The organism is Synechococcus sp. M16.1 (genome assembly GCF_014279895.1).
GTDB lineage: Bacteria > Cyanobacteriota > Cyanobacteriia > PCC-6307 > Cyanobiaceae > Parasynechococcus.
Genome location: NZ_CP047954.1, coordinates 732,288 through 752,693, shown reverse-complemented (window position 1 = coordinate 752,693; position 20,406 = coordinate 732,288). Strand labels below are relative to the sequence as shown.

Genomic DNA, 20,406 nt, shown 5'->3' with positions numbered 1-20,406 from the left:
CTTCAGCGGTTTTTGTAGTTCTCAAGCTGTTGCGGACAGGCCGCCATCAGATATCCCATCAATTGCCCGGTAATACGGGACTTTTCCTGATCGGTTGGTGCGTTGGGAACATCCTCGTAACGCATCGAGGTGTCGCGCTCAAACATGGTTTTGAGCTCAGGATCCGGCAAGGCGTAAAAAGCATCCACACCCATTTCACAGATTTTCTCGGCCGTCCATCGGGCGATGGTGCTCTGCTGTTGTTTGTCGGTGGCCTGATCCGCTGACGCTGCCACCGCATGGGCGGTGACCATCAACGGCACCAACCAGCGGTGGATCACCGTCACAGACCACCCATCAACACCGCCAACAGAGACTGCTGCGCATGCAGGCGGTTTTCCGCCTGATCAAAGATGCGGCTTGCCGTGCCCTCCATCACCTCGGCGCTGATCTCCTCACCGCGGTGGGCCGGCAGGCAGTGCAGAACGATCGCATCGGCTGCCGCCTGCTCCATCAGGGCTTGATCCACACAGAATCCTGCAAAGGCCTGCTCCCGCTGCGCCTGTTCGGCCTCTTGGCCCATGGAGGCCCAAACGTCGGTGTAAACGGCCTGGGCACCCGCCACCGCCTCACTGGGGTCAGTCACCACCTCAATCGAGGCACCGTGCTGGGCCAAAGATTGGGCCTGCTCAAGCACACCCGGCAAGGGCTCGAAGCCCTCGGGGCAGCCGATCCGCACATTCACCCCTAGCAGAGCGCCGCAGAGCATCAGGGAATGGGCCACGTTGTTGCCGTCGCCCACATAAGCCAGGGTCTGACCAGGAAGGGGGCCATGGGCTTCCTGCATGGTGAGGAAGTCGGCCAGGGCCTGACAGGGATGCTCCAGATCGGTGAGGGCATTGATCACCGGCACCGAGGCCCAGTGTGCGTAGTCGACCAGTTCCTGCTGAGCGAAGGTGCGAATCGCCAGCACATCGCAGTAACGGCTGAGAACCCGGGCCGTGTCTTCCAGCGGCTCGCCGCGGCCGAGCTGGGTGACGGAAGGATTGAGATCCACCGTCTGTCCGCCGAGGCGGGCCATGGCCACCTGAAAACTCACACGGGTTCGGGTGGAAGCCTTGCTGAAGATCAGACCCAGCACACGGTTGCCGAGATCGATCCGACGATCGCCGCTCTTCAGTTGTGCAGCCAGATCCAGCAACGCTGCTGTTTCCTCGGCGGAACAATCCGCCGAGGAAAGGAAGTCACGTCCGCACAGTGGAGAGAGGACAGCAGCAACGCCCGCAGAAGCGGTAGCCATCGCGACGGTTCAAAGGACTGTTATCGGGGATGAGCCCCGCTGCCGTCAAGCGGTCACACCGGACGGCAGCACACTCGCCTCGAGCATCTGCTTGAGGTCATCCCCCTCGATCACCTCTTTTTCGAGGATCTTCTGGGCGATCGTCTCGAGCAGCGCCATGTTCTCCCGCAGGATCGCGAGGGCGTCGTCATGGGCCTGGTCCACCAGCCCACGCACCTCCTTATCAATGGCCTGAGCCGTGGCATCACTCACCGAGCGGCGTGGGTTGTTGCCCCCGCCAAGGAAACGGCCACCGCCCTGCTTGTCGTAGGCCAAGGGCCCCAGGGTGTCGCTCATGCCATAGGTGCCCACCATCTGCTCAGCCAGATCGGTGGCCCGCTGCAGATCATTGGCAGCACCCGTTGTGATCTTGCCGAAGACGATCTCCTCAGCCGAGCGACCACCGAGAAGCGTGGCGATCTGGCCCTGGAGTTCCTCCTTGGAATTGAGGAAGCGCTCTTCGGTGGGCAGCTGCAGGGTGTAGCCCAGGGCGCTCATGCCACGGGGCACGATCGAGATCTTGGCCACCTTGCTGCCGCCAGGCATGAGATGGCCCACGATCGCGTGGCCCACCTCGTGATACGCCACCACCTTCTTTTCATCGTCCTGAAGGACGCGGCTCTTCTTCTCCAGACCGGCCACAACCCGCTCGATCGCTTCACCGAGGTCCTGCTGCTCAACGCTGGTGCGCTGGGCACGCGCTGCGAGCAGGGCAGCTTCATTCACCAGGTTGGCGAGATCAGCGCCGGCAAAACCACTGGTGGCCTGGGCGACGCTGTCGAGGTCAACACCTGCAGCGAGCTTCACCTTTTTGGCGTAGATCTCGAGGATGGTCTTGCGGCCGGAGAGGTCCGGACGGTCCACGAGCACTTGCCGGTCGAAACGACCGGGACGCAGCAGGGCTGCATCGAGCACCTCGGGCTGGTTGGTGGCCGCCAGAACGATCACCGGCTTGTCCTGGGCGGTAAAGCCATCCATCTCAGTGAGCAGCTGGTTGAGGGTCTGCTCCCGTTCGTCGTTGCCGCCGACAACGCCCATGGAGCCTGAACGGCTCTTGCCGATGGCGTCCAGTTCGTCGATGAAGATGATGCAGGGCGCTTTTTTCTTTGCTTCTTCAAACAGGTCGCGCACGCGAGCGGCACCGGCACCAACGAAGAGTTCCACGAACTCCGATCCGGAAATGATGAAGAAGGGCACCTCGGCTTCGCCGGCCACGGCCTTGGACAGCAGGGTCTTACCGGTGCCGGGAGGGCCGACAAGCAGCACACCTTTAGGAATACGCGCACCGATCTCGGCATAGCGCTCAGGGCGCTTGAGGAAGTCGACGATCTCGGTGAGTTCCTGCTTCGCCTCATCCACGCCCGCCACATCGGCGAAGGTGATCCGCGACTCCTCATCGGGCACGTACACCTTGGCCTTGCTCTTGGTGAAGCTCAACGCCCCCTGAGCACCACCGCCCATCGAGCGGCGAGCAAAAAACTGCAGCACCAGGATGAAGATCAGGGGCGGCACCACCCAGCTGAGGATGGTGGTGAAGATGTTCGGCTTCTTCGGGGGAGCTGCCGCGAACTCAACGCCCTTGGTCTCGAGGCGTTGGGGCAGATCCATGTCGAAGATCGGCGTGGTGGCCAGCACCGGAGGCGTGCCCTCCTCGGGATCGCTCAGCTCGTAGCGAATCTGGTCTTGCGTGATGAAGGCCCGCTTCACCGCACCGTCATTCACCTGATCAATGAACAGGGAGTAGGGCACCCGCGGCACCTGCTGCATGCCATTGCTGGGGAGGAAGCTGCTGGCCAGCAGCAACACCCCGAAGCCAATCAGCACCAGGTTGATGATCCCGAAGCGACGGTTCGGCTGGTTGTCGTCCTGGCGGATCGGCATGGATGGCCTGAGAGTTCCGACACGCTACGAGGGATCTCTGGCAATCAACGGGTGTGAGAACCGAACGGCGCCTAGCTTCTGCCCATGTGTGGTCGCTACTGCCTCGACACGCCTCGCGCGGAATTGCAGCAGCTGCTGCGCAGCTGGTTGCGGCCGGAGGACTGCGCCTGGCTGGAGCATTACGCCCCCCGCGAGCTGATCCGCCCCCAAGAACCGGTGCTGGCTGTGCGGCGTGAGCACGGTGAAGACCGTCTCTCCCACATGCTCTGGGGCCTCCTGCCGGGCTGGGTCAAGGACCCGCTGCAGGCGCCGCGACCGATCAATGCCCGCGCCGAAACCATCGCGGAGAAAGCCTCCTTTCGCGGGCCATGGCGTCATCACCGCTGCCTTCTGCCGAGCACCGGCTTTTTTGAAAAGGGGCACCTGATCCAGCGCAAAGACCGGCAACTGTTCTGGCTGGCCGGTGTCTGGGACCGCTGGATCGGCCCCGATGGCAGTGAAGTGGAGACCTGCTGCGTGATCACCACGCAGCCCAACAGCCTGGTGGCCCCATTGCACGATCGGATGCCGGTGATCATCCCCGAGGGGTTGGAGAGCATCTGGCTGGAACCGGGTGATGGAGCTCACCGACGCGCCCTCGAGCCGATGCTCACGCCAGCGCCAGCGGAGCCATGGGATTGCAGAGCACTCAAGCCAACTGCGGTCCCCGCCAACAAGCACCAGCAGCTCTCCTTGCTCGATTGAGTAAGGCTTGACAGTCGCAGCTCACTTCCGAATCTGGGGGCAGCGACAATGGCCAAGGTGCTGGTGGGACTGGTTCAGCGGCTCCTGCGGCGTGATGACACCCAGCTGAAGCTGCTGTTGCTCTGCACTGTGATTGCCACCGTGGGCTTCGCCTTTCCCCGCTTGGTGTGGGCGACCTACATCGGCTACAGCCTGATTGCCTTGCTGCTCACCCAAGTGATGGTGGGGAGCAGCAACGCTCCGAACTGGAGTGATGCGCTGTATCGGGGTCTGGGGCTGATGGCCTTGGTGACCATGTGGCTCTGGCTGCTCACGCCCCTGGAGCTGATCTACAGCGGCATGCCGCTGGCCCTGAGCTGGAGCGTGCTGGTGGGCTGGAGTGTGATCCGCCTGGTAACCCGCTTCGCCAGCACAAAACGCGTCACCGAAGCGCTGCTGATGGGTGCCACTGCGGGATACCTGCACATCGGCCTCGCCGCCGGCCTGGTGATGAGTGCTCTGGAAACCATCCAGCCGGGCAGCTTTCAACCCCTGGAGATGGCCAACGTCGGCGATTCGAGCGTCCTGGCCAGCGCCCGCCTGTTTTCGGCAATCAACTACTACGCCTTCGTTTGCCTCACTACCGTCGGCTTCGGGGACATCAGCCCGATGCTCCCCCTGTCACGGATGGTGAGTGTGGCCACCAGCGTTGCCGGACCGCTGTACCTCGCTGCCGTGATGGGGGTGCTGATCGGCCGCTTCGCCAGCAGCCTCGATCGGCAGAGCCGGGAGCGCTGAGCTCAGCTGCCGCTGCGCCAACGCAGCAACCAGTCGTTGCCCATGGGCTCGCTCTGATGCCACTGCCCCTGCAGCACCTGATCCATGGCGCTGAAGTTCAGATCTCCAAGGGGGGTGCGGGCCGCCATGCCCCCCATCAGCTTCGGAGCCACCACCGCTGCAATCTCCTGCACGCAGCCCTGCTGGATCGCCGCAGCCGCCAGCTCAGGGCCGCATTCCCAAAGCACCTGGTTGCACCCCCGTTCCGCCAGGGCCTCCATCAGCTGCTGCGGTTCACAGGCCGAAAGCCCCAGTGCCTCAGGCCCGGATGGCAAACGCCGGAGGTCGGCATCGGGGCCATGGGCCACGAGGGTCGGTGCCACCGCGGTGTCCCAGAGCTGGGCACGATCCGGCAGATCCAAACTGCGGCTCAACACCACCCGCAGCGGCTCCGGTGAACGCCGGCCCCTGCTGGTGAGCAGCGGATCATCGCCGCGAACCGTGCCGCCCCCAACCACCACGGCATCCATGCCACTGCGCAGCTGATGCACCCAATCGCGGGCGGGTGGACCGCTGATCCATTGGCTGGCGCCATTGGGCAAAGCAGTGCGGCCATCCAGGCTCATGGCCCACTTCAGAACCCCAAACGGACGGCCGGTGCGAACGCGGTGCAGAAAAGCCCGGTTCTGCTGGCGGGCCTCCTCGCGCAGCACACCACTGATCACCTCCAGCCCCGCCTGCCTCAGCTGACGGATGCCGCCCCCATCCACCCGGGGATCGGGATCCTCCAGGGCGATCACAACGCGGCCAATACCCGCGCGCAGCACCGCCTCACTGCAGGGGGGCGTGCGGCCGTGGTGGCAGCAGGGTTCAAGGGTGACCACGAGGGTTCCACCCCGGGCCGCATCACCGGCTTGCCGCAAGGCACCCACCTCGGCATGGGCATCTCCGGCCCGCGAATGGAAGCCTTCGCCCACAAGGCGCCCTTCGCGATCAAGAACCACGGCCCCCACGAGGGGGTTGGGGCTGGTGTGACCTTCAGCAAGGGCAGCCAGGGCCAGGGCCCGCCGCATCCAGAGCTCCCACATCAGCTGAGGGGCAGGTCCTGCAGGGAGCGCCATTCACCGACGACGTAGGGAGGGATCGGCAACTCGGTGAAGACACCTGGCAACGCCAAACGCAGCGGTCGGTTGTTGCTGAGATCGTCCAGCAGAGGATCGAGGGCAAATTCAGCCGCTGCGTCGCGCCCATCGGTGGCCAGCACCGGATTGGCCAGGGTGATGTCGTCCAGCTGCCACTCGCGCCGACCCGCCAACACCTGGAGGCTCACCGGATGATCGAGCCGCAGTTTCCCGGGATAGCCCACCACGCGCAGCACCACCGGCTGGCCCGGAGGGCCTTCGCGGTAGGCCACCGCCTGCCAGCTGTCGTAATCGAGGTCCCTGAGGCTCTCCAGCGAACGGACCATGGCGACGCCATCCTCGTTTTCGTGCTGATGAACCTGGGCCCATGCCAGACCTGGCGTGAGCAGCAGCAGCCCCAGAGCAGCCAACAAACAGCAGAACAAACGGCGCATGGGCAGGAGGTGAGTGAATGAATTCTCACAACAAACCTGCACAGAAGGCGATTCACGCCAACAATCAGCCCATGGAGGTTGCATTCCACTCTGGTCCGGGCCTCAGCAACAGCCTGCAGGCGGTGGGCTTTGAAATGGATGTCGCCTAATTGAGCCGGGGCCGGCTCAAAGGGAGCTTCCAGCTGGATGGTTCACGGCAGCTGCCGGTTTTATCCATCCAGACCAATCAAGACCTGCTGCTTCAGGGCAACCGACGCCCTGGGGTCTTTCCCCTCAGCTGGAGCACCACCGATCAGCTGCCGGTGGTTCGTGGGAAGGGAACACAACCCGGCTCACTGCATGGTTTTCATGCCGGCCTGAGCGACGCTTTTGTTCAGCTTCCGGCAGGGGACCACATCCAGGTTGCCCTCGTCTCCCAGACACGATTTGAACAGCTCGCCACCGCCACCGGTGATCACCAGACGCTCGAGGTGATCCACAGGTCCAACTCCGCCAACGTCCACCCCCAACGGTTTGCAGAGATCAGCAGCTTGATCCAGGCCCAGCTGATGGGAGGGGGCCAGGAGGATCTGGTGGAAGTGGCGGTGCTGGAAGCGTTGTCACCCCATCAGCTGCAGGGAACAGCCAGTGGTGAACTGGGTGTGGGGGGCAGGACTGATGAAGGATCTGGTGGCTTGGGGTTCAAGAACACCGGCCAAGCGATCACGCTCAACGATCTCAGCGCCACGATCTTCGCCTCGCGGTCTTCGATCGTTCACCACAGCCGCCAGAGCTTCGGCACCGGCCCCATGGCGTTGCTGAAACAGATCCGGCTCAGCCAGGTGCATCACGCCCTCAGCTCCCCGGAGGTGCAGCAGACCATTGGCGGCAGCACCGTTCATGAAATTGCCTGCCATTACGGCTTCCAGAGCCGTAATCACCTCGCCAGGGATTACCGCAACCAGTTCGGTGAATCCCCCAGCGCCACGCTTCAACGGGCATCCGCTCCGGGGATGAGCATCCAGTCGGTCTCCGTGGCCCAGAGCCCCCAGATGGCCATGGCCCTGAGGTAGTGACAGGCCCGGAAGGTGTTCACCGCAGTGATCGCCTCAGGGGTGCGGAACTGCAGACCACCGGAATACACCTGCTCGACAACCGCTGAGCAGATCGCTTGCGCCGTCTGCTTGTCTCCCATCAAGCGGTAATAACTGGCGATCCCGAAGTTGATTCCCGTCCACACCTCGAGCGGGTGGGTGCCATTGGGATCCAACGGCGTGCCATCGCGACGAAGACCATTGGCCACACCGAGGGATCCTCCATCGAAAGCCTCGAAGCAGGCCTCCTTCACCGCCTTCAAGGTGCTGCGGCTGTTGTTGTCGCTCACCACCGGCGGCAGGCCCAGGAGCCGTGCGTAGAAATCGCCGCAGAGTTGATCGGCCATCACCACCGGCGTGACGCTCTCGGCATCAATGTCGTAGTACTCGCCGTTCCAGAGCAGCTTGTCGAAATTGCCCCGGGATTGCTCCAGCCAACCGCTGAATTCCCTTTGCTCAGCGGAGGTATCCAGCCCGGTACTGAGCTGAAGCATCTGGGCAATGGCCAGGGCTGCCTCAAGCGCAGCAATCCAGAGGGCACCGCAGTAGGCACTCACCCCTTTGAGGGGCCAGTCGTCGAAGGTCTGATCCGGAGCACCGCCGTTGTCGGGCAGGCCATCGTTGTTCACGTCGAACGTCTTCAGGTAGCGCAGCGCCTCCACGGCCGCCGGCCAGCAATCGGCGAGGAAGCGGATGTCTTCACCACTGGGGGCGAGCTTGAACGTGCGCCACACCTGCAGCACAAAATCACTGCCAAGGTCTTTCCAGAGATTGCAGTCTTGATAGGCGGTGTAGTTGGTCGCATCCCAGGGGATCTCGTTGGGAGCCCCGAGGTCGTGGGGGGTGGCTCCTTTCACCTTGCGGTCAGCCTCCACCCGGCCCTTGCCCTGGGTGAAGTACCAACCGATCGGGCGCAGGGTGGCATCTGCGGCCGGAATCGCCCGGGCAAAGCTGCGCAGCACGGCCTTATCGAGTTCCGGCCAGAGCTGCAGCAGGGCCAGGGATCCGTAGAGACGAACGTCAAGACTTTCGTACCAGGCATAGTCGAGGCACTCGAGAACGCCGAAACGACCGTAGGGATCCTCCGGTGATGCCGCACTCCAGAGACTGCCGCCACTGCAGAGGTCGTAGAGCTCATTGAACAGAGCCATCCGCAGCGGTTCCGGCAGGTCCTGGCGTTGCAGCACCGGCTGCTGCCAGGCCTCGATCTGCTGTCGCCAACTGCGCCAGTCACGCAGCGCTTCAGCGGCAATGGCAACCGCCTGGTTGGCATCCGCAGCGAAGAAATCGGTGTAGCGGCGCAGCGCCTGGCTGCCGGTGGCAAAAGCCGTCACAGGCAGATCCCAGCTGATCACCAGCGGAATCTCAATACTCTGTCCGGGGGCCAGCTGACACTGCACCGCCAGCGCAGCACTGAGGGGATCGTCGGATCCACTGCGTCGGTCGTTGTTGCTTTCAGGGATGGAGCCATCAGCACTGAAGCTGTCCCACAGCTCACGCCCATCACCGCTGGGATTCCAACGACTGCAGCGCTGGATCGTCACACCGGGCTGCTCGGCTGTGGCAATGCACCACTGGCCCTCACCTTCGGCAACGGGATTGGAGACGTTCCCCTCCAGCACCACTCCCTTCAGGGAGCCATCATCAATGCAACGGTTGCGCTGGCCGGCGGTGCTGCCGATGGCCGGGGCGTAGTTGTGCTCGGGGCTGCCGTCATCGCGGAAGTGAACCTCCGCCGAGGCATCGGTGTTGGTGAACCAGCCGGTGGTGTTGCGCCAACTCAGCAGCAACGACAAATCCAGAGGCTGATCCGTGGGATTGCGCAGCGTCCAGACGAACACCGCCACCGGGTAGCTGGTGCGCTGGTAATCACCGGGCAGGATCGGGCTGAAGGCCTCACAACGCACCTCGGCGTCATACACGCCCTCATAGCTGGTCCAGCTGAGGGGGTAACGGGCGGAATAGGTGCCGGTGCTGCGATCCGGCGTGCTGGCCGGGTACCACTCCCAGGCCTTCAGCGGCTGGCCAGCTTCCGGCCGCGAAGCATCCCGATCCGGCTGAACCGCCAGGGCGTGGGCACGCTTGCCGCGACCATTCCCTTCAAACAGAGAGAACTGGCAATCGGGAAGCACACCAAACCAGTGCTCGCCGCCATCGAGGTGCCAGAGGTTGATGTTGCCGTCGGGTGCCCGCCCGAAGCAGCCAGCTCCGAAGCCCCCCAGCGGCATGCCGTGGTTGGGGCCGTCGTCGAGGTTGCTGGCATAGCGAACCGTGTAGGGCTTGTCCCAGCCCAGGCCGAAGGGTCGGCTCCAGGAGGCCTCCGGTGGCTGCCAGCCCTTGGCTTGCTTGCCGCGACCCAGCAGGGAGTTCAGAGCGGACCAACCGAACGAAGCCATGCAGGGGCCGAAAGTCGCCCCAGATTGCCAGGTTTGACGCGATCAGCCAGCCGTTGCGATCAGCCTGCAGACATCAGCCCGCAGACATCAACCTGCAGACAGTGGTGAGGGATTGTCTTCGGCATCCAGAAGGGCGTCCAAAGTGACCGCCGTGCGGACCAAGGCTTGATAGCGATGCAGGCTGCGGCGGTTCTGATCCAGCCAACGGCCGGGGGCCGTCCCCTCCAGGTCGGGCTGATCGGGATCGAGCAGGGGCAGATCGTCCTGCTGAGCAATCAAGGCAATCACAAGCTCGTGCAAGCGTTGGCGACGATCGTGGGCTGGGGTCATGCCTCCTCCATCAGGTCGTTCAGGCGCTGTTCCACCGCCAAGGGCAGGGTCACCGGATCAGCGGTGTAGCTGCGGGCCTGGGCAATCCGAGCCGACAGCGGGGCCTGCGCCACTGGCCAGCTGCTGAGCCCGAGTTCGTCATAGATCCGTTTCAGCGCAGCGAGGGGGTGGCGGATCAACTCCTCATAAGGCAATTCAACCAACTGCCCCGCAGGAATCCGGTGCCGAGACGCCTCAAAGGCCTCAAGCAGCTTGCGATGGGCAGCGACCGTTTCCTCCACCTGGGTGACGGCATCGGGCAGGGGCTGAAGCCCCACCAGTGAACCCAACCGCTGCTTCACCTGAACCAGCGAGCGGATCGAATCCTGCCGATTACGCCGCAGGAGCACAAAGCGCGCCCTGGGGAAGTGGCGCAGCACCAACTCCACCCGGGCGGAATGGGCGCTGTTCTTGATCAGCAGTCCCGCCTTCCCCTGGCCGTCATGGAGCCAGGTGAGCTTGCTGAAGTGCAGCCACTGCCGCTCGAAGGCAGCGGAGGAACCCAGAACATTGCGCCGGAAAAACCAGGGATAGGCCAGGGGGAAGGCCATGCCCGCCATGTTGGTGTCGATGCTGAGTCGGGCCAGACCGAGCTCATCCTCCTGGGGGTCATTCGGACCCCAGGGCACCGCGTCGATCGGCCGCTTCCGCGTCATCCACGCTTGGAGTGCCCAGCGAATCCAGGGTTTGAGCAGCAAGGCCACCTGCGGCGCCGTGGTGAGCGAATTGCGCGCCGTGGCCAGCGTGGGGTCACAGGCCAGCAACTGATGCAGATAGGTGGTGCCACTGCGCCAGTGACCAATCACCACAATCGGATCGTCCGGCAGTTCCGCCTTCCGCAAGCGGCGAGCCCACAGCCACGACTGCAGCCAAGCCAGGGGCTCCACCAGCAGGCCACTGAGTCCCATCAAAAGGCCCACCCTCCAGCAGGAGAGGGCCGGGCGACGCAGCTGCAAGCCTCGAAGCAGCACCGCAGGACGCAGGAAGCCCCCAGCCACCAAGCGATCCACCAGCAGATCACCCCCTGCCATGGCCCCACAAACCCTCACACCAGAATGACGGGATGATCGATGTGATCGGCACCGACGCCGGGGCACCCGCCTCGTTGCCCGCTCCACAGCAGACGCTGCTGCGGGCGGCCACCGTGATTGCAGCACCGCAGCGGTTGCAAGCTGCTCTGCAGGACTGGCTGGGGGACGCCAAGCCCGAGCTGCTCAGCAGCGATGACCCGCGGGCTCTGGTGGAAAGCATGCAATCCAGGCCTGCGGAAAAGCCTGTAGTGGTGCTGGCCAGCGGCGATCCGCTCTGGTTCGGCCTGGGGCGCATCCTTTGCGACCGCATCGGGGCAGAGCGGCTGCGGTTTCATCCCGCCCCCACATCGCTGCAGCTGGCCTTCTCCCGCATCGGGCGCCCCTGGCAGGACGCCGACTGGGTGAGCCTGCACGGACGGGACCCCGAAATCCTGGCCAGCACCCTGCAGAAGCGACCCGCAGCCCTGGCGGTGCTGACGGATCCGAACCAGGGGGGCGCCATCACCGTGCAGCAGATATTGCGCAGCAGCGGGCTGGAGGCCAGCACAGACCTGTGGCTCTGCGAAAACCTCGGCCACCCCGATGAACGGGTGCAGCTGATCGCCCCACACGCCGCACTACCAACAGATCTGCAGCCACTGCTGATTGCACTGCTGATCGCCCGCGAACCCCCCGCACCGGATCCGCATCAGCTGCCGTTGTTCGGGCTCGATGACGGGCTCTACCTGCAGCACAGCGATCACCCCGGATTGATGACCAAGCGGGAGGTGCGCATCCAACTGCTGGCCGAACTCGCCTTGCCGCCACAGGGCGTGCTCTGGGATCTGGGAGCCGGCACCGGCAGCGTTGGTCTCGAGGCGCTGCGCTTGCGCCCAGGGCTGCAACTGCTGGCGGTGGAACGCCGCGCCGGTGGCGCGCAACTGATTCAACGCAATGCACAACGGCTCGGCGTCAGCCCTGCGGCGGTGCTGGAGGCCGACGCCACTACGGTGCTGAACGGCGAGCTCCCGAGCCAGCTCAGCCAGCCCGACCGGGTTCTGCTCGGAGGCGGGGGCGCTCAACGGGAGCGCCTGCTGCAGGAGGTGCTGACGCGGCTGCGGTGTGGCGGTGTAGTGGTGATCCCCCTGACGAGCATCGAGGCCTTGGCCAGCGTTCGGCCACTGCTCGAGAACGCTGGATTGGCCGTGCGCGTGCAGCAACTGCAGGCCTGGCGGGGACAACCGCTGGGGGATGGCACCCGCCTGGCTCCGATGAACCCCACCTTGATCGTGACGGGAACGAAGCCGGCTTGAGCCGGCTTCACGGCGAAGGCTTGTGCGGGGTGATCCGAACCGGATCGCCGATGCCAATGCCAAGCCGCTGCGCCTCACCGGCACCGATCTCAATCACCGCATCAACAAAATCAGCCCGTCCATTGCCATCGGCATCGGCGGCGTAGGAGCGACAGGGCAGGGCAGCACAGGTGGGAACGGCAGGCACCAGATCGAGCACCCGCCCATCGCGCACAAAGATCATGTCCAGAGGCGCAAGGGTGTTGAACATCCAGAAGCGCTGCGGCTGGGGGGTGGCAAAGGGAAACCACATCCCGCGCAAGGGCGGCAGAGCCGGCCTCTGCATCAAGCCCAGCCGCTGCTGCTCCGGACTGCGGGCCACCTCGAGATCAATGCAACGCTGCTGGGCCACGCACCAGCGGGCCCCAACCGGCAGCCACTGCGGCGGTGGCTCAGGGGGCAGGGCATCCATGGCCGCTCAAGCCTCCGGCAACACCTGCCCGAGGCAGTAGCCCCGGCCGCGCACGGTGTGCAGCAAACGACGCTCACCACCAGCCTCCAGCTTCTGACGCAGATAGCGCACGTACACCTCCACAACATTGCTGCTGGAACGCTCCCCCTGCCACACCTCCTGAAGCAGCAGCTCGCGGCTCAACACCTGGCCGCGCCGCCGCAAGAGCACCTGCAACAGCATGAATTCCCGGGCCGTCAACGCCACCACACGGTCTCCCCGCCGCACCGTTCGGTTGGTGGGATCGACACTGAGATCGTCCAGCTCAAGCAGCGGCGGTCGCTGCCCCGAGCGCTGTTGAATTGTGCGGTGCAGGCGCAGACGCAACAACAGATCGCTGGGCCCGATCTCCGAAAGCCAGAAATCATCGGCACCGCTTCCCAGGCATGCGGCGCGGGCCTCAACGCTGTCGCGTTCCAGATCCAACAGGATCGGCATGGCCCCGAAACGGCTGCGCAGGTCTTGAATCAATGCGGCCTGATCAGCCGCCAGAACAGCGGCCACTGGAGATTCACCCGGTTCAGGGGCATGGGCCGATGGCCCGGCACTGAGCCAGTCGAGGGTGGCGTAGCCCGATGCAGCCAGACGGGGCGCCAGCGACACCGCCGAAGGGCCTGCCAACAGCAACAGGGGATCAGCGTTCATTCCCGCTCGGGCTTGGCGATGTGGGGCAGGCCCCAACCCAATTTGTTGCGCAGCACCTGGAAGAACTCATGGTCGGCGAGGCGCACAAAGCGCACCGGGTGATCGCTGCGGCGGATCAGCACCCGATCTTCCGGCCAGACGTAGCAACCGGCACTGCCGTCCACCACCATCATCAGCCGCTCCGGCGTGGCTGGAAAAATCGTGACGGGTTCACGGTCGCTGAACACCAGGGCGCGGGAGGCCAGGGAATGGGGCGCGATCGGGGTGAGTTGCAGCACCGGACAATCCGGCGTGATCACTGGCCCACCGGAACTGAGGGCGTAGGCCGTCGAACCCGTCGGCGTGGAGAGGATCACACCATCAGCGGCAATATCCACCGGGGCGTGGCGGCCGATGGCGATCTCGAAGTGGCACATGCTCGTGAGCGGCTCACGGTGCAGGGCCATCTCGTTGAGAGACAGCGCCTCCCAGCGGCGCTGATCACCCCGCATCACGCTCACCACGAGGTTGCTGCGTTCCTCGATCGTCCATTGCTGGGTGAGCACCACATCGAGGGCGCGATCCAGATCATCGAGATAGGCCTCGGCCAGAAATCCCAGGTGGCCGGTGTTGATCGTGAGAATCGGAATCCCCACTGGGGCGGTCTGCCGCGCGGCGGAAAGCACCGTGCCGTCACCCCCCAGCACGATGGCCAACACCATCGATTGATCGAAGCCCTTGGGCACACAGGCGCTGTAGCCGCGCAGGCGCAGGTGCTGATCGGGGTTGGCAAAGCCCACCATTCCCCCGGAACTGCTGGCCCGCTCCACGGCATGGCCGGCAGCCTCCAGGCGCTGCTGAATCGTGTCGGCCGTCTGCACCGCCAGCGGCTTGCCGTCATTGACGATCAGTCCGATCCGGGGCACTGATCCACGACGGGTAGAGGTCAGCCTCAGCCTATGGGACGCGCGAGAACAGAACGCCGCTCAGTAACGAAGGTTCCCGATCAGAACTGCTCGAGGAAGCGCAGATCGCTGGTGTACAGCCGGCGGATGTCGTCAATGCCATGGCGCACCATGCAGAAGCGCTCCACCCCAAGGCCCGCGGCAAAACCGCTGTAGCGCTCCGGATCGAGGCCCAGCCCTTCCAGCACGGCGGGATCCACCATGCCGCAGCCCATCACCTCCAGCCAGCGGCCGCGCCACTGCACATCCACCTCGGCGGAGGGCTCGGTGAAGGGGAAATAACTGGCCCGGAAACGCACTGGCAGGTCACCGAAGAAGGCCTTGAGGAAGGCCATCACCGTGCCACGCAGGTGGCTGAAATCGAGCCCTTCATCAATGGCCAGCACCTCCACCTGGTGGAACACCGGCGAGTGGGTGGCATCAACGGCATCACGGCGATACACCCGTCCGGGAGCCACGATCCGCACCGGCGGCGGGTTCTCTTCGAGGTGACGGATCTGCACCGGGGAGGTGTGGGTCCGCATCAGCAGGTCACCACCGAGATAAAAGGTGTCCTGCATGTCCCGGGCCGGATGGTCCTCGGGGATGTTCAGCGCAGTGAAGTTGTAGTGGTCCCGCTCCACCTCAGGCCCCTCGGCCACGCTGTAGCCAAGGCCCAGGAACAGATCGACGATCTCTTCAGTGGTGGTGATCAGGGGATGGCGATGCCCCATCCGCACCCCGGAAGCCGGGGCAGTGACATCGAGGCTTTCCCTGGCGATGCGCTCCGCCATGGCCGCCTGCTTCACGGCCTGCAGCCGCTCTCCCAACAGCGACTGCACCTGCGTTTTCAGCACGTTGGCGCGCTGACCCACCAGGGGACGCTCCTCACCGGGCAACTTGCCCATCGCTCCCAGCACACCGGAGATGCGGCCCTTCTTGCCCAGCAGCCCGACCCGCAGTTGCTCCAGCGCAGCGGCATCAACCGCCTCGGCGATCTCCGCCGCGGCCTGCTGCTCGAGGGCATCGAGTTGGTCGGTGAGCTGCTGCAGGGTGACCGGTGCGCTCACAGGGATGGAACAGACAGCTGCCGACTGTAAGCAGCCATGCCGCTTAGGTTCACCTCAGTGCATATGACCCCATGGCCCCGCTGCGGATCCTGATCAGCAATGACGATGGGGTCTTCGCCGACGGCATCCGAACCCTGGCCGCCGCAGCGGCAGCCCGCGGCCACCAGGTGACGGTGGTCTGCCCGGATCAGGAACGATCGGCCACCGGCCATGGCCTCACCCTGCAGACCCCCATCCGCGCCGAGCGGGCCGATGAACTGTTCGCCCCAGGGGTCACCGCCTGGGCCTGCAGTGGCACCCCCGCCGACTGCATGAAGCTGGCCCTGTTCGAACTGGTGAAGGAGAAGCCAGACCTGGTGCTCTCCGGCATCAATCACGGACCCAACCTGGGAACCGATGTGTTCTGCTCCGGCACCGTTGCCGCAGCCATGGAAGGCACCCTTGAGGGGATTCGTTCCCTGGCGGTGAGCAGCGCCTGCTTCCAGTGGCGTCAGTTTCAGGCGGCCGCCGACCTTGCCCTTGAGGTGAGTGAACAGGCCATCGCCGACCAGTGGCCCGACAACCTGCTGCTCAACCTCAACATCCCCCCCTGTGCCCGGGAGGAGATGGGAGCACTGCGCTGGACCCGTCTCTCAATCCGGCGCTACGACGAGCAATTCAGCCGTCGGGAAGACCCCCGTGGTCGCGCCTACTACTGGCTGGCCGGAGAAGCCGTGAAGGATCTGGAATCAGCCGGAGAAGGCCCAAGGGATTGGCCCAGTGATGTGGCTCAGATCCACGCCAATTCCCCCTCACTCACACCGATCCAGCCCGACCTGTTCTGGCGGGGCCCCCTCAGCGGACTGCCGCAGCTCAAGCTCAAGGATCAACTGGTGCGATAAACCCGCTGCAACAACCAAAGGGAGAACAACACCCCGATCAGGTGGGCGAACAGCACCTGGGTGTTGCTGAGCACAGACAGCATTTCCAGGGAGGTGATCGCCAGGTTGTCGGCCATGCCGCGGCCGCCGATGGCAATTCCGGGAGTCTGCATTGAGGCCTGCACGAACAGGCTGCCAGCGAGGGCCTGATAGCCGATGGTGGCGAGGGTGAGACCCAGAAGATCCGCCAACAGCCCCCGTTTGATCAGCCGCGCCACCTCGCCCCGACTGGGACGGGCCGCGCTGTCGATGGCTCGACCGGTCCGAACGATCAGCCAGCCCTGCCAGAGGCTGAACAGCAGCACGAGGAAGGCCAGGGATGTGAGCGAAAGACCAGGCCCCAGGCCCACGGCACGTTCGGAATTGCGGGCCAGGCTGCCGCCGATGTTGTTGAACAGCAGAACGCCCACCACAACGATGCCGAGAACCACCTGGATCCAGAACCGGATCCATCCCATCCGACGCACGCCGAACGACAACTTCTGGAAATCGAGGCGGTCTGGCATGCCCTGGTGCTCGGTCGTTCAAACTTGCCACCAAAGCGCCCCATCTGCACCTCTTTGATTCCGCTCTGCTCTCCAGAGGAAGCCCGTCGGCCCACTGCCCTGGCGCTGGGGAGTTTCGATGGCCTGCATGCCGGCCATCGCCGCGTGATCGCCGAGGCCATCCAGGACAGCCCGGACGATGCCGTTGCCTCGGTGGTGAGCTTCTGGCCCCATCCCCGTGAGGTGCTGTTCGGGGAGGCACGCCTGAGGCTGGATCTACCCAGCGAAAAACTCGCTCTGCTGGAACCGCTGGGGATCCAGCAGCTCGTGCTGGTGCCCTTCACCCGCGAGCTGGCTCAGCTGAGTGCGGAGGACTTCGTCACCAGCGTGCTGCTGAACACACTTCAGGCCCGGCGCATTGCCGTGGGCACCAACTTCCGCTTCGGTCATCAGCGGCGCGGTGACGCCGAGATGCTGGAGCGGCTGGCGGCTCGCAGCGGCGTTGAGGTGAAGGTGGTGCCGATCGTTGAAGACCAAGAGGGCCGGATGAGCAGCAGCCGCATCCGCGCGGCCCTCGACCAGGCCGACCTCACCACCGCCAAAGCCTTGCTGGGTCGGGCCTATCGCTTTCAGGGACGGGTGGTGCGGGGCCGAGGCCTGGGGCGTGAACTGGGCTGGCCCACCGCCAATCTCCAGGTGGATGGCCGTAAGGCCTTGCCAGGACTTGGCGTCTACGCCGCCTGGGCCCAACTTGATGGGGATGGCGATCGGCTGCCAGCCGTGATGAACCTCGGGCCCCAACCCACGATCGATCCCACGTCCCCTTCAGCCGTGGAGGTGCACCTGCTTGATCAGAGCCTGGAACTGGAAGGCCGGCAGCTGGGCGTCGAGCCGGTGCAGCGCTTGCGCGGCCAGACCAAATTCAGCGGCCTCGAGGAGCTCAGCAGCCAGATCGGCCGCGACGCAGCCCAGGCCCGCGAGATTCTTCAGACCGGCTCTCAGGCCACGGTCGGATAGGCATTCACCAGCCCCCAGACGATGAACACGCCGATGCCGCCGAGAAGGACGATTCCCCAGACCAGAACGTGCATGGTGCTCTCAGAACCACCGTTCTCCATGACCGACGCCGAAACCGTTGCCCACAGGGTGCCATGAATCCAACCCCAAGCGAGACATCACTGGATCCACGGGTGGCACGCCTGATCGACGCCAACCTCGACCGTGCCCGGGAAGGCCTGAGGGTGGTTGAAGACTGGTGCCGCTTCGGGCTGGAGCAACAGGATCTGGTGGTGCGCCTCAAGGACTGGCGTCAACGCCTGGGGCGACTCCATCACGACAGCTACAAGCAGGCCCGCTCCACCAGCACCGACACCGGCGCCGGACTGGAGCATCCGGCCCAACTCGATCGCCACAGCCCCGACCACGTGGTGGCGGCCAACTGCGCCCGGGTGCAGGAGGCGTTGCGGGTGCTGGAGGAGTACGGCCGCACCATCGATCCTGCGCTGGCCGCTGAAGCCGCAGCGATCCGCTACGGGCTTTACGACCTGGAGGTGACCTGCCTCAACGCCACCCTGGGAGCAAGGCGACGCAACAAGCTCAAGGACGCTCGCCTTTGCCTGATCACAACCCCCTGCGATGACCTGAGCGATCGGGTGGAAGCCGCCCTGCGGAACGGTGTGGGGATGGTGCAGTACCGCTGCAAAGCGGGGAACGACCGCGATCGCCTGCGGGAGGCTCAGCAGCTCAGGCAGCTCTGCAACCGCTTCGGGGCGCTGTTTTTCATCAATGACCGTGTGGACCTGGCCCTGGCGGTGGATGCGGATGGGGTGCACCTCGGCCAGGACGACATGCCCAGCGAGGTAGCCCGCGATCTGTTGGGCGTTGATCGTCTGCTGGGCCGCAGCACCCACAGCATCGATCAGGTTCATCAGGCTCAGCAGGAGCCAATCGACTATCTCGGATTTGGCCCGATCCATTCCACGGCCGTCAAACCCGAGCGGAACCCTGTTGGTGTGGAGCTCCTAGCGCAGGCCACTGCGATCAGCCAACGCCCCGTCTTCGCCATCGGTGGAATCACCTCGGCCAACCTGCCAGCCCTGCTCACGGCAGGGGGCCAGCGCGCGGCCGTGATCGGCGCGATCATGCACGCAGATGACAGCGGTCTGGCCTCGCGGCAACTGCTTCAGCAGCTGGACCACGCCACGTTCTGAGCCATGCCCCTCACCCTGATGGTCAACGGTGAAACCCGCGTGCTGGATCCAGCACCGGAACCCGCCAGCCTGGCGGCGGTTGTTGCCTTGCTGGCCAACAACCCCCAGCTGGTGGTGGCCGAGCACAACGGTGTGATCGCACCCCGCAGCCGCTGGGACAGCATCGTGGTGAAGGATGACGACACCCTTGAGATCGTCACCATCGTTGGTGGTGGTTCCTAGAGTCGCCTGATCAATGCTGTGGGCGCTGCTGTGGCCACTCCCCGACTGTTGACACGATCCCGACGACTGCTCGCATCGCTCCTGTTGCCGCTGGTGATTGTGGGGCTCTGCCTGTTCCAGGCACAGCCTGCTGATGCCGCCCGCGGTGGGCGCATGGGAGGAGGCAGTTTCCGCGCTCCTTCGATGCCGCGATCCGGCGGGAGTTACCGGGGTGGCAGCTACGGCGGTGGCTACCGCGGCGGCGGGATGGGCTTCCCCTTCCTCATCCCCATCTTCGGCTTCGGTGGGGGCGGGCTGTTTGGTCTGCTGATCCTGATGGCGGTCGCAGGCGTGCTGGTGAACGCCCTTCGTGGCGTTGGTAATGCCCCCTCGATCGGTGGTGCTGCTGCAGCGCCGGCCATGCCGCGCAACGTGAACATGATTCAGGTGCAGGTGGGCCTGCTGGCCAGTGCCAAATCCCTGCAGGAGGATCTGCGCTCCTTGGCCGCCTCCTCAGACACCAGCAGTTCCGCCGGTCTGCAAAGACTGCTGCAGGAGACAACCCTGGCTCTGCTGCGCCAACCGGACCTCTGGGTTTACGCCAATGCTGAGAGCGGCAGTGTTCCCTTCAGTTCAGCTGAATCGACGTTCAATCGCCTCTCGATGAACGAGCGCAGCAAGCTGGACGCTGAGCTCACCAGCAACGTCGGCGGACAGCGGGCGACGGACACGAGCAACAGCACTGGAGACGCGGATGCCACCAACGAATTCATCGTTGTGACCTTGCTGGTGGCCTCCACGGCATCGGCCAAGCTCGCCGGAGCTGACACCGGAGAAGATCTGCGCCAGACCCTGCGCATTCTTGGTTCCACAGCCTCAAGCGAACTCATGGCCCTGGAAGTGATCTGGCAACCGGAAGGCCGCGGAGATGTGCTGAGCGCCAACGACCTGGTGACGGCCTACCCCAACCTCCAACACCTCTGAGACGCAAGACCCCTTCTGGCTCATCTACAGGTTTTCTGAGTA

Annotated in this window: 23 protein-coding genes; 10 read left to right on the top strand and 13 right to left on the bottom strand. The window is 64.6% G+C overall.

What is annotated here, in order from left to right:
- Nucleotides 1-2: 2 nt before the first annotated feature.
- From SynM161_RS04185 to ftsH, 3 genes are read right to left on the bottom strand one after another with little or no spacing between them, the layout of a single operon-like run.
- Nucleotides 3-326, bottom strand: a complete 324-nt coding sequence (locus tag SynM161_RS04185; RefSeq protein ID WP_255441922.1) for a hypothetical protein — start codon at nt 324-326, stop codon at nt 3-5.
- Nucleotides 323-1,279, bottom strand: a complete 957-nt coding sequence (gene argF, locus SynM161_RS04180; protein ID WP_186542072.1) for an ornithine carbamoyltransferase — start codon at nt 1,277-1,279, stop codon at nt 323-325. Before argF ends, SynM161_RS04185 begins: the two co-directional genes overlap by 4 nt.
- A 45-nt stretch (nt 1,280-1,324) precedes the next feature.
- Complete coding sequence (gene ftsH, locus SynM161_RS04175) at nt 1,325-3,199, bottom strand: ATP-dependent zinc metalloprotease FtsH (protein ID WP_006851758.1); 1,875 nt, start codon at nt 3,197-3,199, stop codon at nt 1,325-1,327.
- Between the two features lie 84 nt (nt 3,200-3,283).
- Between ftsH and SynM161_RS04170 the strand changes: the two genes are divergently transcribed.
- Nucleotides 3,284-3,943 carry an SOS response-associated peptidase gene (locus SynM161_RS04170; RefSeq protein WP_186542071.1) on the top strand — a complete coding sequence of 220 codons (660 nt, stop codon included), beginning with the start codon at nt 3,284-3,286 and terminating at the stop codon, nt 3,941-3,943.
- Nucleotides 3,944-3,991: 48 nt separating this feature from the next.
- Nucleotides 3,992-4,720, top strand: a complete 729-nt coding sequence (locus SynM161_RS04165; protein WP_186542070.1) for a potassium channel family protein — start codon at nt 3,992-3,994, stop codon at nt 4,718-4,720.
- Nucleotides 4,721-4,722: 2 nt separating this feature from the next.
- On the opposite strand, the gene ribD is transcribed toward SynM161_RS04165, so the two are convergent.
- Both ribD and SynM161_RS04155 read right to left on the bottom strand, forming a co-directional pair.
- Nucleotides 4,723-5,787: a bifunctional diaminohydroxyphosphoribosylaminopyrimidine deaminase/5-amino-6-(5-phosphoribosylamino)uracil reductase RibD gene (gene ribD, locus SynM161_RS04160; protein WP_186542069.1), complete on the bottom strand. Its 1,065-nt coding sequence runs from the start codon at nt 5,785-5,787 to the stop codon at nt 4,723-4,725.
- Nucleotides 5,787-6,275 (bottom strand): DUF3122 domain-containing protein, encoded by a 489-nt coding sequence (locus SynM161_RS04155; protein WP_186542068.1) that lies wholly within the window; start codon nt 6,273-6,275, stop codon nt 5,787-5,789. Before SynM161_RS04155 ends, ribD begins: the two co-directional genes overlap by 1 nt.
- Before the next feature lie 17 nt (nt 6,276-6,292).
- Here SynM161_RS04155 and SynM161_RS11995 point away from each other — a divergent pair, with 17 nt between their 5' ends.
- Both SynM161_RS11995 and SynM161_RS04150 read left to right on the top strand, forming a co-directional pair.
- The gene (locus SynM161_RS11995; RefSeq protein ID WP_255441921.1) at nt 6,293-6,424 is read left to right on the top strand and encodes a hypothetical protein; all 132 of its coding nucleotides are present in this window, start codon (nt 6,293-6,295) and stop codon (nt 6,422-6,424) included.
- Complete coding sequence (locus SynM161_RS04150; RefSeq protein ID WP_186542067.1) at nt 6,425-7,327, top strand: helix-turn-helix transcriptional regulator; 903 nt, start codon at nt 6,425-6,427, stop codon at nt 7,325-7,327.
- Here the strand turns inward: SynM161_RS04150 and SynM161_RS04145 are convergent.
- From SynM161_RS04145 to SynM161_RS04135, 3 genes are all read right to left on the bottom strand, one after another.
- Entirely contained in the window at nt 7,246-9,744 is a 2,499-nt protein-coding gene (locus SynM161_RS04145) for a GH116 family glycosyl hydrolase (protein ID WP_186542066.1), read from the bottom strand. The two genes, SynM161_RS04150 and SynM161_RS04145, sit on opposite strands and share 82 nt — an antisense overlap.
- Before the next feature lie 87 nt (nt 9,745-9,831).
- Entirely contained in the window at nt 9,832-10,074 is a 243-nt protein-coding gene (locus SynM161_RS04140; RefSeq protein ID WP_114988399.1) for a hypothetical protein, read from the bottom strand.
- Nucleotides 10,071-11,144, bottom strand: coding sequence for a sulfotransferase (locus SynM161_RS04135; protein ID WP_186542065.1), 1,074 nt, complete (start codon nt 11,142-11,144; stop codon nt 10,071-10,073). The genes SynM161_RS04140 and SynM161_RS04135 overlap by 4 nt, the downstream gene beginning before the upstream one ends.
- A gap of 32 nt (nt 11,145-11,176) precedes the next feature.
- On the opposite strand from SynM161_RS04135, the gene cbiE reads away from it, so the two are divergent.
- Entirely contained in the window at nt 11,177-12,436 is a 1,260-nt protein-coding gene (cbiE, locus tag SynM161_RS04130) for a precorrin-6y C5,15-methyltransferase (decarboxylating) subunit CbiE (protein ID WP_186542064.1), read from the top strand.
- 7 nt (nt 12,437-12,443) lie between these two features.
- Here the strand turns inward: cbiE and SynM161_RS04125 are convergent, their stop codons facing one another.
- From SynM161_RS04125 to pheS, 4 genes are all read right to left on the bottom strand, one after another.
- Nucleotides 12,444-12,887, bottom strand: coding sequence for a DUF192 domain-containing protein (locus tag SynM161_RS04125; protein ID WP_186542063.1), 444 nt, complete (start codon nt 12,885-12,887; stop codon nt 12,444-12,446).
- Between the two features lie 6 nt (nt 12,888-12,893).
- Nucleotides 12,894-13,571 (bottom strand): response regulator transcription factor, encoded by a 678-nt coding sequence (locus SynM161_RS04120; RefSeq protein ID WP_186542062.1) that lies wholly within the window; start codon nt 13,569-13,571, stop codon nt 12,894-12,896.
- Entirely contained in the window at nt 13,568-14,476 is a 909-nt protein-coding gene (locus SynM161_RS04115) for an NAD(+) kinase (protein ID WP_006851915.1), read from the bottom strand. The genes SynM161_RS04120 and SynM161_RS04115 overlap by 4 nt, the downstream gene beginning before the upstream one ends.
- An 80-nt stretch (nt 14,477-14,556) precedes the next feature.
- Nucleotides 14,557-15,564: a phenylalanine--tRNA ligase subunit alpha gene (pheS, locus tag SynM161_RS04110; RefSeq protein ID WP_186542061.1), complete on the bottom strand. Its 1,008-nt coding sequence runs from the start codon at nt 15,562-15,564 to the stop codon at nt 14,557-14,559.
- Between the two features lie 71 nt (nt 15,565-15,635).
- On the opposite strand from pheS, the gene surE reads away from it, so the two are divergent.
- A complete protein-coding gene (gene surE, locus SynM161_RS04105; RefSeq protein ID WP_186542060.1) occupies nt 15,636-16,445 on the top strand; it encodes a 5'/3'-nucleotidase SurE in 810 nt (269 codons plus the stop codon).
- Here surE and SynM161_RS04100 read toward each other — a convergent pair.
- On the bottom strand, nt 16,430-16,990 hold the full coding sequence (locus SynM161_RS04100) for a DUF3611 family protein (protein ID WP_186542059.1): 561 nt from the start codon (nt 16,988-16,990) through the stop codon (nt 16,430-16,432). The genes surE and SynM161_RS04100 overlap by 16 nt on opposite strands.
- 54 nt (nt 16,991-17,044) lie before the next feature.
- Between SynM161_RS04100 and SynM161_RS04095 the strand changes: the two genes are divergently transcribed.
- The 4 genes from SynM161_RS04095 (at nt 17,045) to SynM161_RS04080 (ending at nt 20,364) form a co-directional block, all read left to right on the top strand.
- A complete protein-coding gene (locus SynM161_RS04095; protein WP_115161449.1) occupies nt 17,045-17,986 on the top strand; it encodes a bifunctional riboflavin kinase/FAD synthetase in 942 nt (313 codons plus the stop codon).
- Between the two features lie 134 nt (nt 17,987-18,120).
- The gene (locus SynM161_RS04090; RefSeq protein ID WP_186542058.1) at nt 18,121-19,179 is read left to right on the top strand and encodes a thiamine phosphate synthase; all 1,059 of its coding nucleotides are present in this window, start codon (nt 18,121-18,123) and stop codon (nt 19,177-19,179) included.
- Between the two features lie 3 nt (nt 19,180-19,182).
- Complete coding sequence (gene thiS / locus SynM161_RS04085) at nt 19,183-19,401, top strand: sulfur carrier protein ThiS (protein ID WP_186542057.1); 219 nt, start codon at nt 19,183-19,185, stop codon at nt 19,399-19,401.
- A gap of 18 nt (nt 19,402-19,419) precedes the next feature.
- Complete coding sequence (locus tag SynM161_RS04080) at nt 19,420-20,364, top strand: DUF1517 domain-containing protein (protein WP_186542056.1); 945 nt, start codon at nt 19,420-19,422, stop codon at nt 20,362-20,364.
- Nucleotides 20,365-20,406 lie beyond the last annotated feature (42 nt).

Bases quoted from the DNA above. Each gene is read 5' to 3' on its own strand.
- ftsH (WP_006851758.1), bottom strand. From the start codon at position 3,199: ATGCCGATCCGCCAGGACGACAACCAGCCGAACCGTCGCTTCGGGATC.
- SynM161_RS04165 (WP_186542070.1), top strand. From the start codon at position 3,992: ATGGCCAAGGTGCTGGTGGGACTGGTTCAGCGGCTCCTGCGGCGTGAT.
- thiS (WP_186542057.1), top strand. From the start codon at position 19,183: ATGCCCCTCACCCTGATGGTCAACGGTGAAACCCGCGTGCTGGATCCA.
- SynM161_RS04140 (WP_114988399.1), bottom strand. From the start codon at position 10,074: ATGACCCCAGCCCACGATCGTCGCCAACGCTTGCACGAGCTTGTGATT.
- SynM161_RS04120 (WP_186542062.1), bottom strand. From the start codon at position 13,571: ATGAACGCTGATCCCCTGTTGCTGTTGGCAGGCCCTTCGGCGGTGTCG.
- SynM161_RS04100 (WP_186542059.1), bottom strand. From the start codon at position 16,990: ATGCCAGACCGCCTCGATTTCCAGAAGTTGTCGTTCGGCGTGCGTCGG.
- SynM161_RS04155 (WP_186542068.1), bottom strand. From the start codon at position 6,275: ATGCGCCGTTTGTTCTGCTGTTTGTTGGCTGCTCTGGGGCTGCTGCTG.
- ribD (WP_186542069.1), bottom strand. From the start codon at position 5,787: ATGTGGGAGCTCTGGATGCGGCGGGCCCTGGCCCTGGCTGCCCTTGCT.
- SynM161_RS04145 (WP_186542066.1), bottom strand. From the start codon at position 9,744: ATGGCTTCGTTCGGTTGGTCCGCTCTGAACTCCCTGCTGGGTCGCGGC.
- surE (WP_186542060.1), top strand. From the start codon at position 15,636: ATGGCCCCGCTGCGGATCCTGATCAGCAATGACGATGGGGTCTTCGCC.
- SynM161_RS04135 (WP_186542065.1), bottom strand. From the start codon at position 11,144: ATGGCAGGGGGTGATCTGCTGGTGGATCGCTTGGTGGCTGGGGGCTTC.
- argF (WP_186542072.1), bottom strand. From the start codon at position 1,279: ATGGCTACCGCTTCTGCGGGCGTTGCTGCTGTCCTCTCTCCACTGTGC.
- SynM161_RS04090 (WP_186542058.1), top strand. From the start codon at position 18,121: ATGAATCCAACCCCAAGCGAGACATCACTGGATCCACGGGTGGCACGC.
- SynM161_RS11995 (WP_255441921.1), top strand. From the start codon at position 6,293: ATGAATTCTCACAACAAACCTGCACAGAAGGCGATTCACGCCAACAAT.
- SynM161_RS04170 (WP_186542071.1), top strand. From the start codon at position 3,284: ATGTGTGGTCGCTACTGCCTCGACACGCCTCGCGCGGAATTGCAGCAG.
- SynM161_RS04125 (WP_186542063.1), bottom strand. From the start codon at position 12,887: ATGGATGCCCTGCCCCCTGAGCCACCGCCGCAGTGGCTGCCGGTTGGG.
- cbiE (WP_186542064.1), top strand. From the start codon at position 11,177: ATGATCGATGTGATCGGCACCGACGCCGGGGCACCCGCCTCGTTGCCC.